Origin of the sequence: Streptomyces hirsutus (genome assembly GCF_001418415.1) — a bacterium.
GTDB lineage: Bacteria > Actinomycetota > Actinomycetes > Streptomycetales > Streptomycetaceae > Streptomyces > Streptomyces hirsutus.
In genome coordinates, this window is the sequence record NZ_LIQT01000233.1 from 1 (window position 1) to 14,051 (window position 14,051).

At 70.5% G+C, this 14,051-nt stretch carries 7 protein-coding genes; 2 read left to right on the top strand and 5 right to left on the bottom strand.

Going from position 1 to position 14,051, the window contains the following annotated elements; translation table 11 throughout:
• Positions 1 to 29: 29 nt before the first annotated feature.
• Positions 30 to 5,951, bottom strand: a complete 5,922-nt coding sequence (locus AOK11_RS18435; protein ID WP_240497390.1) for a protein kinase domain-containing protein — start codon at positions 5,949 to 5,951, stop codon at positions 30 to 32.
• Between the two features lie 830 nt (positions 5,952 to 6,781).
• Between AOK11_RS18435 and AOK11_RS18440 the strand changes: the two genes are divergently transcribed.
• Positions 6,782 to 8,551: an MOSC and FAD-binding oxidoreductase domain-containing protein gene (locus tag AOK11_RS18440; protein ID WP_107098619.1), complete on the top strand. Its 1,770-nt coding sequence runs from the start codon at positions 6,782 to 6,784 to the stop codon at positions 8,549 to 8,551.
• Between the two features lie 247 nt (positions 8,552 to 8,798).
• On the opposite strand, the gene AOK11_RS18445 is transcribed toward AOK11_RS18440, so the two are convergent.
• The 4 genes from AOK11_RS18445 to AOK11_RS18465 form a co-directional block, all read right to left on the bottom strand.
• Positions 8,799 to 9,104 carry a muconolactone Delta-isomerase family protein gene (locus AOK11_RS18445; protein ID WP_055594824.1) on the bottom strand — a complete coding sequence of 102 codons (306 nt, stop codon included), beginning with the start codon at positions 9,102 to 9,104 and terminating at the stop codon, positions 8,799 to 8,801.
• Between the two features lie 646 nt (positions 9,105 to 9,750).
• Positions 9,751 to 10,446: a type 1 glutamine amidotransferase domain-containing protein gene (locus AOK11_RS18450; RefSeq protein WP_206188878.1), complete on the bottom strand. Its 696-nt coding sequence runs from the start codon at positions 10,444 to 10,446 to the stop codon at positions 9,751 to 9,753.
• A 1,220-nt stretch (positions 10,447 to 11,666) separates the two neighbouring features.
• Entirely contained in the window at positions 11,667 to 12,113 is a 447-nt protein-coding gene (locus AOK11_RS18460; protein ID WP_055594822.1) for a nuclear transport factor 2 family protein, read from the bottom strand.
• Between the two features lie 59 nt (positions 12,114 to 12,172).
• Positions 12,173 to 13,036, bottom strand: a complete 864-nt coding sequence (locus tag AOK11_RS18465; RefSeq protein WP_055594823.1) for an SDR family oxidoreductase — start codon at positions 13,034 to 13,036, stop codon at positions 12,173 to 12,175.
• A 414-nt stretch (positions 13,037 to 13,450) separates the two neighbouring features.
• Between AOK11_RS18465 and AOK11_RS18470 the strand changes: the two genes are divergently transcribed.
• Entirely contained in the window at positions 13,451 to 14,002 is a 552-nt protein-coding gene (locus tag AOK11_RS18470; RefSeq protein ID WP_079034934.1) for an EF-hand domain-containing protein, read from the top strand.
• Positions 14,003 to 14,051: the final 49 nt, after the last annotated feature.

Below are 14,051 nucleotides of genomic sequence, written 5' to 3' on the forward strand. Positions count from 1 at the left end.
TTCCCGACTCAGGACACTAGCTGCGAGGGCTAATTGAGCACCGCAGAAGCTCGAGCAGGGACGCCTCCTACTAGTCGATGTCTCATGAGACATGCTGAACGTAAAGAACAGGCGTAGCAGCCGCGGGCGCACTTCTCGCCGCCTGCCGGGCCGCCCTCGTCCTCGCCGGTGTCCGGGTCGAAGTGGCAGATCTCCAGGGCGGTCCGGGCCGCCTTGGCCAGGGCGTCCTTGTCGTGCTGGATCCGGCGCAGCACACCGGCGCCGCCCTCCGCGGCCTCCGTGAACAGCATGCGGCGGCGCGGGCCGTCGTCCGGGGGCAGCAGCTCCGCGGTCAGCTCGGAGTCCTCCAGTTCGAACGCCGCCTCGATGCCCCGCTCCAGCGCGTACAGGAAGGACAGCGCCACCGGCTCGGGCTCCGGATCGTCCAGGGTGAGAACGAGGATGTTGCGGCGGTCCTCCACGTAGGGCAGGCCCCGCTTCTTGCGGCGCTTCTCGTTGCCGTCCTCGTCGACCACCGGCATGCCGGTGCCCTCGATGGCGTCCGCGGCGGCCCGGTCGTTGAGCCAGCGGCCGTCGCCCAGGTCCAGCCAGTAGCCATCCGGCTCGCCCTCCTTGTCGCGGACGCGGCCCAGGTTGGTGATGCGGACGGTCGCCGAGTCGCCGTAGTCCAGGTCGAGGACCGGCGCGCCGCCGGTGTCGGTGACGTGCGAGGTGAGGCGTCCCTTGCGGGCGCCGTGGTCCTGGAACGCGTACGAGGTCTCCAGGCGGAAACCGGCCCGGCGGCGCTCCTCCTCGTCGGAGGAGATCCGCTCGCGCGGCGTGGTGTACACGGTGTGCAGGTGGAGCAGGCCGGTGCGCTTGCCCCTCAACTGCTCGCCGCACATCGCGCAGACGTCGGAGCCGACCTTGACGTCGTAGTGGTAGCCGCAGCCGTCGCAGCGCCTGGCCTCCGCCGTCGCCAGGTCGCCCGAGGTGTCCGGCGGCAGCTGCACCCGGGTGACCTGGTAGCGGGCGCCCTCGTGGTAGATGAGCGCGCCGGGGCCGAACTCGCGGATCGCGAGGAACCGGGGACGCTGCAGATAGTCCCCATCGGCGTTGCGGCGGTTGCCGGAGCGCGGGATGTACGCGGCCAGCGGCAGCCGAGGGAAGCTGTAGCCGGGCAGGAACCCCTCGGACGCCAGATAGCGATACGGATTGAAGTCGCTCATCACCGACTTGTTGTCGGAGGAGCGGTTCAGCAGCAGGTTCGTCTGCGTCTCGGCCTCCCGGCGGCGGGTGCGCGCCCGGACCTGCTCACCCGGGGAGAGGGTGTGGTCGACGACCCGCTTGTTCTGCTCGTACTGGTCGATGACGGCCGCCCGGAACAGCTCGCGCCACCGGTCGAAGGAGGCGTTGAACTCCCCCGGAGCCCGCTCGATCCGGTCCTCGATCCACTCGTCGTACCACCAGGTGGTCTTCGCGAACTCCCCGATCAGCGGCGCGAGGACGGTACGGGCGGCAGCGGCCGCGCGCCTGCGGGCGTCCTCGTCCCAGGACCTGTCGCCGATGTCGGAGAGGAGCGGCAGCTCCATCTGCGGATCGGGGCGATCCTCGCCCTCGGGGTCGTAGGCGACGTCGATGACGTCCGGGATCGAGGTGCCGAGCTTCATCTCGGTCTCCGCCAGCCAGATGCCCTGCAGGTGGGAGCGGACCAGGTCCTCGTTGGCGAGGTCCAGGCGCGGCGGGGCCACCTGCCCCGACACCATGTCCTGCGAGCGGCGGAAGTAGTACTGGTCGTGGCTGTTGCCCGTCGCGCAGTACGTGGTCACCAGCGCGGGCTGGCCCGAGCGGCCCGCCCGGCCCGAGCGCTGCGCGTAGTTCGCCGGGGTCGGCGGCACGTTGCGCATCATCACCGCGTTGAGCGAGGAGATGTCCACGCCCAGCTCCATCGTCGGCGAGCAGTACAGCAGGGGCAGTTCGGCCTTGCGGAACTGCCGCTCGCGCTCCAGCCGGTCCTCCGGGGTGACCTGCGCGGTGTGCTCGCGCGCGTACAGGCCGGCCAGCTCGGCGGCCGCGGTGCGGTACAGGTCGCGGAAGAACGGGTTGACGCGCGGGCCCTCGCCGCTGCTGTAGGTGCGCGCCAGCGGATCGACCGCGCCCCGCTCACCGTTGCCGGCCCGCCAGATCAGGGCGGCGGCCGACACCCGGTAACCGGTGCGCTTCTGCGCCGCGCGGCGGCGGAAGGCCGGACCGGAGTGCTCGGGGACCGCCTCCACCTCGCGCACCAGATCCGCGTCCAGCAGCACCTTCAGCAGGTCCTCGATGACGCCCTGGACGTCGTCCAGGGAAACGGAGGCCTCACGCAGCTCGGGCATGTTCCGCCGCAGGTACTTGCCGAACTTGCCGCGCGCCGACAGGAACAGCGCGGAGCGCTCCATACCCGGCCGTGAGCCGTACGGGTAGGCGGTCCCGACGTCCGGCCGGTCGCCGTCACTCAGCACCCACGGCCCGGTGAGGCGCTCCTCGCTGGCCCGCTGCAGGGTGTCGAAGTCGTCGCGGAAGTACTGCACGTCGATGGCGAGGGCGCGCCGCATGAAGTCGAGCAGCGTACGGGCGATCTCCTCGCGCAGCGCCGGGTCGGCGTCGCGCAGCACGGCGTGCGCCGACTGCCAGCGCTCGGGCCGGGCGGCGAGCCAGTCCAGGTCCTCGTAGTCGATCCGCAGCAGCCCCGTCTGCTCCAGGTTCGGCATCGTGATGCGCCAGCCGCGCTCCAGGTCGCGGTAGAGGCGGTAGCCGACGACATCCCGGAAGACCTTCGTCGCCCGGCGCTCCATGGACGGGGGCAGGTCCGTACCCGCCGCGTACTCGCGGGGGGCGAGGCCCATCACCCCGGTGACGGCCTCGGCGAGGTCGTCGTGGCGCAGTCCCTCCTCGCCCGCCCGCACCGCGGCCTGGTGGAGGGCGCCGCGCAACTGGGTCACCTGGGCGAAGTCGTTGAAGTGCCCGGCCTGCAGCGAGGCGTCCTGCCGGTTGTCGACGAAGGTGAGGAGCTTGCGCGCCTCCTTGCCCAGGCTCTCCTCGGGCACCGCCCGCAGGGACTTCATGATCGACGCGGAGATCAGCGAGGTCGCCGAGGAGCGGCCCTCCTGGTCCAGGGTGGCCAGCTTGGCGAAGTCCCGGCCGCGGGTCTGCTCGTAGGAGACCTGGCAGTGCGCGCAGAACAGGAACGGCGCCGGGACGAACGCCGCCACCAGCCCCTCGCCGGACTCGTCGCCGTGGGCGTCCACGACGACGCGCTTGGGCACCCGGGGCCGGTAGGACTTCTTGACGACCATCACGCCCTGAGCGTCCTCGAGCCACGACTCCGGCAGCCGCCGGTCGTCCACGGCCTTCTGCGGATCGGCCGGCCACTCGTAGTCCTGCCCGGGCATGCCCAGGTACAGGTAGCCCTCGCCGTCGCGGCCCCCGGAGGCGGAGGTGTCCCGGCGCGGCTCGTAGCGGAACGCGCCGCCCTCCTCGGTGCGCCAGACGGTCAGGTACTCCTGGCCGCACTCGCGGCAGAACGCCAGCGGGAACAGCGGCTTGCCGCCGCTGCCCGGCTGCTCCAGCTGGTAGGTGCGGGTCAGCGGCCGGGTGAGCGGATCCTCCAGCGTCGTGTAGACGGTGTCACCCTTGGAGAGGAACTGGTGCAGCCGGAACGCGAACAGCGGCCGCTCCGTCCTCGGATTCTTGGCCTGCGCACCCGCCTCCAGGGTCGTCCGGATCGCCTCGCGCACACTCTCCTCGGCCACCCCGGACTCGGCGGCCAGCTCGGCCGCCGCCTCCTCGACGGTCCCCGGGGCGCAGCGGCGCAGCCGCCCCGTACCCTCCTCGTGCTCCAGACCGAACCGGGACTCCACCCAGCGGGCCAGCGAGTCCTTCGTCAGCGCCTCGTACGAGCGGGGCGCCGCCGGCACCCGCAGCCGCTCGGCGGGCACGGTCGCCGGTGCTTCATCGGTCGCCCGGACCAGGGTCTCGCCGATGACCCGCTTCGGCAGCACCGTCGTACCGAACAGCCGCCCCGCGACCTTGGCCACCTCGCGCCGCTGGTCCTCCCAGGAACCCTCGGTGGACATGGTCGCCGAGGTGCCGATGCACTGCAGGGACGCCGAGGCCCGGCAGGCCTCGCGGACCCGGCGGATCAGGAACGCCACGTCCGCGCCCTGCCGGCCCCGGTAGGTGTGCAGCTCGTCGAAGACGAGGAACTGCAGCCCCTCGGCCATGCGGATCAGGCTGGACCGGTCGTCCGGCCGGGTCAGCATCAGCTCCAGCATCACGTAGTTGGTCAGCAGGATGTCCGGAGGGTTCCTGCGCAGCTCGCGGCGCTCCTCGGTGGACTCCTGGCCGGTGTAGCGGGCGAAGGTGACCGGCTCGCGGCCCTTCCCGAAACCGTGGCGCAGGTACTTCTCCAGCTCCCCGAGCTGCGAGTTGGCCAGCGCGTTCATGGGATAGACGACGATCGCGCGCACCCGGCCCCCCGCGTCCGGACCCGCGGCCTGACGCTCCTTCAGCACCCGGTCCACGATCGGCACGATGTACGCCAGCGACTTGCCGGAACCGGTGCCCGTGGTGAGCACGTAGGAGTCGCCCGCCTGCGCGGCCTCGATCGCCTGCCGCTGGTGGAGGTGGAAGGTCAGCGGCCGGCCGTCCGGGCGCGGCGACGTCTCCTTCTTGTCGGCCTGGAAGATCTCCGCGCACCTGGGGTGCAGCACCCCGTCCCGCACGAGGTCGGTGACCTGGCCGCCGTCGGCGAAGAACGGGTTCAGCGACAGCCACGGGTCGGGCCACTGCGACTTCGCCGCCAGGTCGTCCTCGACGAAGCCGGTGATCCGGGCGTCCCGGATCACCGTCCCGCTCTTGGTGAAGCTCTCGTACTCGCCGATCAGGTCGGCGTGGATGCCGAAGACGTCCATCGCGTCGGGCCGGCGCGGCTCCCTGCGGGGCACGGGCGCCGGCGCGGCCGGGGCACGCTCCGGGAGCAGGGCGCGCAGCCGCGCCACCGGGTCCATCACCCGCCAGTGCGGAGCCAGCAGGGCGGCCGTGTCGTCCGGCGCGAGCGCGAGCGGGACCAGTACCTCACGGACCACGGCGGCGTTGTCCGGCCGCAGTTCGGCGTCCTTCTCCAGCAGGCGGTCCACCAGCCGGACCAGCGCGGAGGGTAGATCCGGGCGCACCAGGGTCAACTGAGGCGGCTGCTCGTGCAGGTGCTGGTCGGAGAGTTCGTAGTGGGTCCTGGCGGAGAACGGCGGCCGGCCTATCAGCAGTTCGTACAGGATGCAGCCGAGCGCGTAGAGGTCGGCCGGGGCGGATACCCGTTCGGCGCGGAACTGCTCGGGTGCCATGTAGCGGGCCGTGCCGAGGCTGACGCCGGTGCTGGTCAGCCGCGTCTGGTCGGGGTCGTCGACGATCGAGCCCATGCCGAAGTCGAGGACCTTGACGGTGCCGTCGCCGGTCAGCATCACATTGGCCGGCTTCAGATCGCGGTGGACGACCCCGGCGGTGTGCGCGGCGGTGAGCCCGGCGGCGATCTGCGCCCCGATCGCGGCGACCCAGGAGACCGGGAGCTGGGGCTCCTCGTCGATGAGGTCCGCGAGCGGATGGCCGTCCAGCAGCTCCATGGCCAGGTAGGGCAGGCCGCCGGCGCCCGGGGCGTCGTCCACACCGCCGTCGATCAGCAGGGTGAGGTTCGGGTGGCCCTGGGAGAGCATGCGCATGATCCGCACTTCGCGACGGAAGCGGTCGATCTCCTTGCCGGACCCCGAAGTGTCGACCGCGATCCCGGTCCGGCCGCGCAGCACGGTCTTGACCGCGACCTGGCGGTGCGGGGAGTCCGGGGCGGCCTGAAGGTCTTCGGCCCGGTGCACCTCGCCCATGTTCCCGCGCCCCACGACCCCCGTGATCCGGAACCGTCCGTCGACCGTCTCCAGGCCCACTGGCCCCTCCCCGTTCACCCGTTGCGTGCAAGGCGGTACGTCCCGCAGGGAGTGTACACATTCACCTAGTTGACGGGGATTGCATTACCCTGTTGACGTCGTCAACGGAGTAAATGTGGGATTCGGTGAGGCTTCGGGTCGCGCTCTGGGTAGACGGGCAGCGCATTCCGATCCGCCGGTTGCCTCTCCGGCGTTGCCAAGGAAGCGGTAACTCCCGTATCCACCGTGTCCGTGCCTGTCGGACGTGACGTACTGGCCACGGATGTGGATGCGCCACTTGAAGCCGGCACGGATCCATGCGCGTCCCCAGGGGGCTGTACGGGCCAACGGCTCTGTCTCACATGCGGTGGTGGCAGAGCGTCATCGCTGATGTGCCTGGTCCGAACTCCAGGGAGGGCAGTCCCGGACGCGCCGTCGAGCGGGACGGACACGGTGTCGACGGCCGCGTCACCCGTGCTGGTCCGGGAGTGTCACTGCCGGCCACGGCAACTACTTACCGTCATCGCCACATGTGAGACGGAGCCTCATTCATGACACTCCTCCCCACCCTGCCTTGATCGCTTTGACAGGTTCCGTGTGCCTCGTCCGTCTGATGCGGTGCGCCGGTTCGCGTGGGTACGCTTGCCCGTGGGGCCCGTGTGCGGCCGGCGGGGATGCCTGCCGCGTTGTCATCGTGGCGTCGGGCCACAGGGTCGTGATGTCTCCTCGAAGGACATGGGTTCGGCGGCCGGCGCGGGCGAGAGCCTGGGGCCAGTGGGTGCCCGGGCGAGGCCCGCAGGGGGTCTCCGGCGAAGTTCCCGGAGCGGATCCCCCGCAAGGGAGGTGGCAGGGTGGCCACGTTGAGAGCCTTGAGCGTGGGGATGCCGAAGGACGTCCCCTGGCACGGCAGGACCGTGCACACCGGCGTCTACAAGAAGCCCGTGCCCGGGCCGCGGATGGTGCGGCGGCTGAACATCGACGGCGACGGCCAGGGCGATCTGGGCGGTCACGGAGGCGAGCAGCGGGCAGTGCTCGTGTACCAGACCGATTCCTACCGTTTCTGGGCTCGCGAACTCGGCCGCGACGATCTCCAGCCAGGTCAGTTCGGGGAGAATTTCACCGTCGACGGCCTGCCGGACAACGAGGTCTGTATCGGTGACCGCTACCGCATCGGCGACGCGCTCTTCGAGGTCACCCAGCCGCGGGTGACCTGCTACCGAGTCGGCCTGCGGATGGGCGAGCCGCGGATGGCGGCACTGTTGGTGGCACACCACCGGCCCGGCTTCTATCTGCGCGTGCTCGAGGAAGGCGAGGTCGAAGCCGGGCAGGAGATCGTCAAGGTCTCCACCGGACCCGAGGCGATGACTGTCGAGGAGATCGACCGGGTGCTCTACCTGCCCGGGCACACCCGCCGGCAGGTCGAACGTGCCCTGCGGATCCCCGCGCTCAGCCCCGGCTGGAAGGCCTCCATGGAGGCACTGCTGGATCAGGAGGACAACGGGGCCGCCGGAACGTCCGGCAGCGCCGGGCTGAATGCCGCGGCCACCGCCCCGCGCCCCGCCTGGCCGGGCTTCCGCCCGCTGGTCGTCACCCGCATCCAGCCCGAGAGCCGTAGCGTGTTCTCCCTGTCGCTGGCCGCCCCCGACGGTTCGGATCTGCCGACCGCGCTGCCGGGGCAGTTCGTCACGGTCAAGGTCCCGACCGAGGAGGACGCGCCGCCGCTGATCCGCAGTTACTCGCTGTCCGGCGAGCCGGGCACCGGAACGTACCGGATCAGCGTGAAGGTCGAACTCCACGGCGCGGCCGGCAACCGTCTGCGCAGCCACGTACGCACCGGCGACCACCTCGACGTCGCGGCGCCCCGCGGTACCTTCTGCCTGACCGCCGGGGACAATCCGGTGGTCCTGCTGTCGGCCGGCGTCGGGGCCACTCCCGTGCTGGCGATGCTGCACGCACTCGCCCGCGACCGCTCCAGCCGCCAGGTGTGGTGGCTGTACGGGGCCCATGACGGCACGGAGCACCCCTTCGCCCGGGAGAGCCGGGAACTGGTCGGCATGCTGCCGCGGGCCCGGTTGAGGATCTACTACAGCAAACCGGCCGCCGAAGACCGCCGGGACGTCGACTACACGGACATCGGCCACCTGTCGGGCGACCGTATCCTCGGCCTGGGGCTGCCCGTCGACGCCGACGTCTACCTGTGCGGCCCCGGGGCCTTCATGGACAGCGTCACCACCGCCCTCGTCGACGCGGGCCTGGAGGCGTCCCGTGTCCATACCGAGATCTTCGGCGCGGGTCCGTCGCTCACTCCCGGGATCGACGGCGCGGCGACAGCCGCACCCCACCAGCCCGCCGGGCGGGCGGGCACCGGTCCCACAGTCGTCTTCGCCCGCAGCGGTCTCGAGGTCCCCTGGAACGAAGCCCGGGAGTCCCTGCTCGAACTCGCCGAGGCCTGCGACGTCCCCGTCAGATGGTCGTGCCGGACCGGCGTCTGCCACACCTGTGAACTCGCCCTCATGTCCGGGGCGGTGCAGTACGCTCCCGACCCGGTCGAGCCCCCCGCCGACGGCAACATCCTCATCTGCTGCTCCAAGCCCACCGAGGGGATCGTCCTGGACCTGTGATGAGCGGCGCCCTCACCGCGCCGACACGGACGGTATCGCGGCCCTCGCTCCGAGCCTGCGGGCACCGGCAGACGTGCCCCCAAGGGGACCGCAGCGCAGCACTTGACCGGAGAGGGACGACGTACCGTGCGTGCACACTTGAGACGGGTTCCTCGCGGTTTCCGCGGGTATCAGAGCGAGTCTGGGACCGGCGGTGGAGATCGGCGGCTGAGACCGGCCGCGGTCCATCGCTATGGGGGCTCCGCCGTCACCCCGTGCCGTCGGTGGCCCGCCCGGGGTCGTTGGGGTGGGGTTCGAGCGGGGTGACGGTGAGGGTCATCCAGGGGCGCAGCGGCAGTGTGCCGAGCACCTTCTCGTGGAGCTCCTTCTCGTCCGCGGCCCGCCAGACCCCGATGCTGCGCAACTCGCCGACCGGACGCCACAATCGGGCCAGGTTGCCGGTCGCCGAGAGCTCCCCCGCACGGACCTTCTCGGCCGCCCTCCGCCTGTCGACCTCTTCCTGGCTGGTCCCCTCGGGGACCGTCGTGGTGATCTCGACGAGGAACTCCTGCATCGGTTCGCTCCGTTCGGTGAAGGTCCCGGCGACGACGGGAAGGGCGAGTTCGCTGGTGGTCATCCGTCTCCCCCGAACGGAGCTGCGATCAGGCCGGACGCCGCCCGACCGCTACGGGAGCTCCGCTCCACGATGACCCTTGGATGGTCCGTCCGGCCCGTGAATGGTCCGTCGGGCCCTGCGATCCGCGCCACGACCGGTTTCCTCTCTCGTGGGAGGCGTGGCCTTCTGGCGTCCAAGACGCCCCGAACGCGGGCCCAGGGGCACGCCTGTTGCCCACGCCGCTGCCCCCGGGCCGCCTCTGACGGCGCCACGGGGCTTTGCGCGTCCGCACCTTGCACAACGCCTCGCGCGCTCGGTACCGCCGGAAGGCAGCGACCGGTTCCAGCGACGAGGACGCGGAAGTACCGCGGCCCGCAGCGTTGCATCGTGCTCCGGACCAATGGGCACGTGAGCACGTGAGAAGGCGCCTTCCGGCCGAAGCGGCGGGGGCCGGCGAAGACCGACGCCGGCAACCGCGTACCCGCAGTGCGCTCACGGACTCGAGCGCACTGCTCACGCCGACGGCGAGCCGGTGCGGCGAGAGTCCCCTCCCGAACTCCCCGAGCCGGCACTCGGCAGACATGCCGCCGCACCATGAGAGCTCTCACGCGAGGGTTTTCAGCAGCCGTTCTGCGAGTACTTCGGCGGAGTGGGGATTCTGCCCGGTGATCAGGTTGCGGTCCTCGACCATGTACGGCTTCCACACCTCGCCCCGGCTGTACTCGACGCCGACTTTCTCCTTGAGTTCGTCCTCAAGCAGCCACTGTGTCTTGTCGGCCAGTCCGACGGCCTCCTCCTCTTCATTGGTGAAGCCCGTGACCCGGTAGCCCTTGAAGGGCGACTCGCCGTGGATCCTGGTGGCCAGCATCGAGGCAGGGGCGTGGCACACGATGGCGAGTGGTTTGCCCGAGGCGAGTTGTTCGGTCAGTATCCGTCCCGCGTCGGCGTCCACCGACAGGTCCTGCATCGGGCCGTGGCCTCCGGGCAGGTACACCGCGTCGTAGTCCTGCAGCCGCACGTCCGAGAGTTTGATCGGCCGGCGCATGACCTCCGCGGAACGGATGATGGCTTCCAGTTCGAGCGCTCCCTCCTCACCGCCGGCCATGGCGGGGCGCAGGCTCATCATGTCGACGGTCGGCGTCACGCCGTTGGGCGTCGCGACGACGACCTCGTGGCCTGCCTCCGTGATCGCCTTGTACGGCTGCGCGAATTCCTCCGCCCAGTAGCCGGTGGCGTACCTCGTGCCGTCCTTCAGGACCAGGTACGTAGCTCCGGTGACCACGAAAAGTACCTTCGCCATCACGAATCGCCTCCTTGGAACCGCGTGGAGAAAATGAGGTGATTTGCGCTAAAGGTCAGTCTAGGCGCAGGAATCATCAGGCACATGCGGACAGCGGTTCGTAGCCCAAGGCTCGCAGTGCAACGTGTTGTTGACCGTGCCGGTGAACGGGTCGAACGATTTACCGGGGTGTGGCCGCCCCCGGGGACGCGGGATCGGTGACCTCGCTTTGCTTCATCGACGTGACGAACGGCGACTGTTCCAGGCGGGCGGCAGCCCGGATCGCGTCGCCCGCAGGGACGCCTTCGATGGTGGTGCGGACGGTAGCGGTGGCTGAGCGCGCAGTAAACGGGGCATGGGCACGTCGGCGACCAGTTGCCGCCACCATCAGCAGCCTCGTCGTATCGCGCCAATGGCGGGGCCCGGACACATTCCGGATCTTGCGCCGCGGAACCGGCCCTCGCGTGCGGACGGCCGTCTCGAGGCGGCTCCCGACGGGTGCGCTTCGTCCGTCAGGCGGGGCGGGAGCCGGGTAGGGGGAAGAACGGGGTGGGAGGGCATCGGCAGCGGTTCTCGCCCAGCCCGACGCTCAGGGTGCTGTCGGCGGCGAGGGAGAGCTTCAGGATCGGATTCGCCCGTGCTGCCGGACAGCCTCGGTGTCACCCGCGGAGACCGCTCGTAACCTTCGGTGAACGCACTGTGACCCGCACCAGGTCGCCGCACACTCTCGGCGCACCACTGGTGCAGTGCGTCTCGACGCACAAGTGGTATGCGGCCTGCGGGCCATGGGACAGGGCGTCGGCCTGCCAAGTGACGCCGACCTGTGGGACGACGTCGATCGGCTCGCACTGTTCGGGTGCCCCGCCGCACGCTGTGACCGTGCCCAGGGCCGCGACGACAGTGCCGGCGCAGTGCAGCCCCCTCATCCCGCTCACCACTTCTTCGCCAAGCCGGGCAGTGCGTCTTCGGCCGGATCGACGCCGAAGAGGCCGCTCGCTGACCCGTCCCGACAAGCAGGCCCGGCCGGACCGGACCTGATCGGCCGTGACTTCACCGCCGCCCGGCCCGGCACCCGTCGGTTACGCGATGACCGAGCACCGCCGTGCCGGGCTGGTGGCCGACGCGCCAAGGGGTTCGGCGACCCCTGCCCTTCAGAGGTCCGGAAGGGACCGGCGAGCCTGTGACCTGCCTGTCCGTGGGGCCGGGTGCGGTGGGGTGGCGCCCAGGGGCGGCGCGGGGAGTCAGTTCTGGGCCATCGTCGGCATGAGCTGCTTCCAGGCGAGCTCGCCGCCGGCGGCCTCCATCACCAGCCAGGGATTCCAGAAGTCACGGAAGAGCGCGATCCGGCCCTGCTCGTAGCGCACCACCGACAGGTAGGTCTGGTGGTACTGACCCCCGGTGGCGAGCAGAGTGCACTCGGCGGTGAAGGCCGCGATGACCAGGCCGTCCTCGGTGGCGGTGTAGAACTCGGGCTCGGAGAACTCGACCTTCAGCTGGTCACGGAACATCGTCATCTGGGCGAGCAGTGCCTCCCGGCCCTGCATCCGGGTGGGGAGGCCCCAGGCCGGATACGGGAATTCGAGGACGCCGTCCTCGGTGAAGCCGTCGATCCACTCCTCGATCCTCCCTTCCGCCAGCAGGTCCAAGCCGTGCGTGAACAGGTCCTTCAGCTCCTGAGGCGTGGTCATGCCGATCCTTCTCTCGCTGTGGTGTGGCGTGGTGTGGTGTCGGGGGGCGCGGACGGCGGTCAACGGACTGGCGTGACGATGCCGTCGAGGATCCGGTCGATCGCCCGGTCGGGCAGCAGCCTGGCCAGCACGCGGCTGCCGATCGCGTCCCGGCCGACGCCGTAGCGGGTCTTCGGCCGCTCGGCCACCAGCGCCCGGAAGACCACTCGGGCGACGTGGTCGGGAGTCGTGCGGCTGCTCCGGGCCCGGCTCCCGTTGCTCTCCATGAACCGCGGGAACGTGCCGCGGTAGAACTCCTGGACCGGCTCCGGGGCGCTCTCCAGTGCCCGGTTGCCGGTGTCGGACATCTTGTCCCAGAGCGGCGTCAGGACAGCGCCCGGCTGGACCACCGATACGGGGATCCGCTGCGGGGCGAGCTCGCGGCGCAACGCGTCGCTGAGCGCCTCCTTGGCGAACTGGGAGGCGGCGTAGGCGCCGAGATAAGGGATCGCGACGTTGCCGAGGCCCGAACTCACGTTGACGATCCGGCCGGCGCCGGCCCGCAGCAGTGGCAGGAAGCCCTGGATCATCAGCAGGTGGCCCGTGACATTGACGTTCAGCTGGTGACGCATGAGTTCGCTCGGCACGCACTCGAGTGGAGCCGTGACGGCGATGCCCGCGTTGTTGACCAACCCCCACAGCCCGGCGTCACCGACCAGCCCGGTGACCTCGTACACGGCTGCCTGCACCGACTTCTCGTCCGTCACGTCGATGACCACCGGAGTCAGTCGTCCGGTGGCCGCCTTGCGCAGTCGTTCCCCGTCCTCGGGGCGGCGGACCCCGGCGAGCACGTGGAAGCCCACCCGCGAAAGGTGGAGCGCGCAAGCCTCCCCCAGGCCCGTGGAGGTTCCGGTGATGACCACGGCGCGGCCTGCGGGTGGCATCGGACCCGACGATTTCGACACGTGCTTCCTCCGGGGGCAGGGCTGGAAGGTGGGCGGGAGCGCGCTCCGCGACCCGTCGGTGAGCCGTTTCGCGGTGCTCCCGCTGCAGGGGGGAAGCATCGGATTTGTCCGGCCATGGCCGATTCCGGCCGTGCCCCACAGTAGAGGGCGCCGGCGGAAAGGTCCGGTACGAACGCGCGCCGGCGTCCTGCCCGGAGGTCGATCGTGTCGGCCGGTTCACGGCCGGCTGCACTCGGCCCGAGCCGCGGAGTCCCGCCGGACGTACTCCGTGAGGGGGGCGGAGCGGCCGATGAGGTGAACAAGTCGATCGGCGACCCCTGTCGGATTGTGCTCCTCGTCCGCTCTGGTCATGGTTGGTCCTGGGATTCCCCCCTTCATCCCAAAGGAGGATAGATGGCAACTGCGACGCAGGACGTCATCACCATCAAGCTCGAGCGAACGTTCGAAACCATGGACGCCAACCATGACGGCTACGTGGACTGGACGGACTACCAGAAGCTCGCCGACCGCTACATCCAGGCTTACCGGCTCGGCAAGGACGACCGTCGGGCCCGGGCGCTCCAGACCTTCTGCCAGATCTACTGGCTGGAGCTGCTGCGGCACGCGGGCGTGGACGCGGACCGGCTCACGAAGGACGAGTTCATCACGGCCAACCGCCTCGCGGTCGTCGACACCAGCCGGCTCAACGTGACCGAGGGGGGTGGCCACGCGATCTTCGACGTCATCGACGTCAACGGCGACAACGAGATCAGCAAGGACGAGTTCACCCGCTTCCTGAGGGACGTGTGGCGGAGCGACGCGCCCGACGCGATGGACATGTTCGCCAAGCTGGACACCGACGGGGACGGCGCGATCTCGCGCCACGAGTTCATCCGCGCGGTGCGCGAGCACTTCCTCTCGAACGACCCCGACGCACCCGGCAGCCTGTTCTTCGGGCACGTCTGACCGGACCCGCGCGAGTGGGTACCGCACCCACTCACCCACTCACCCACCC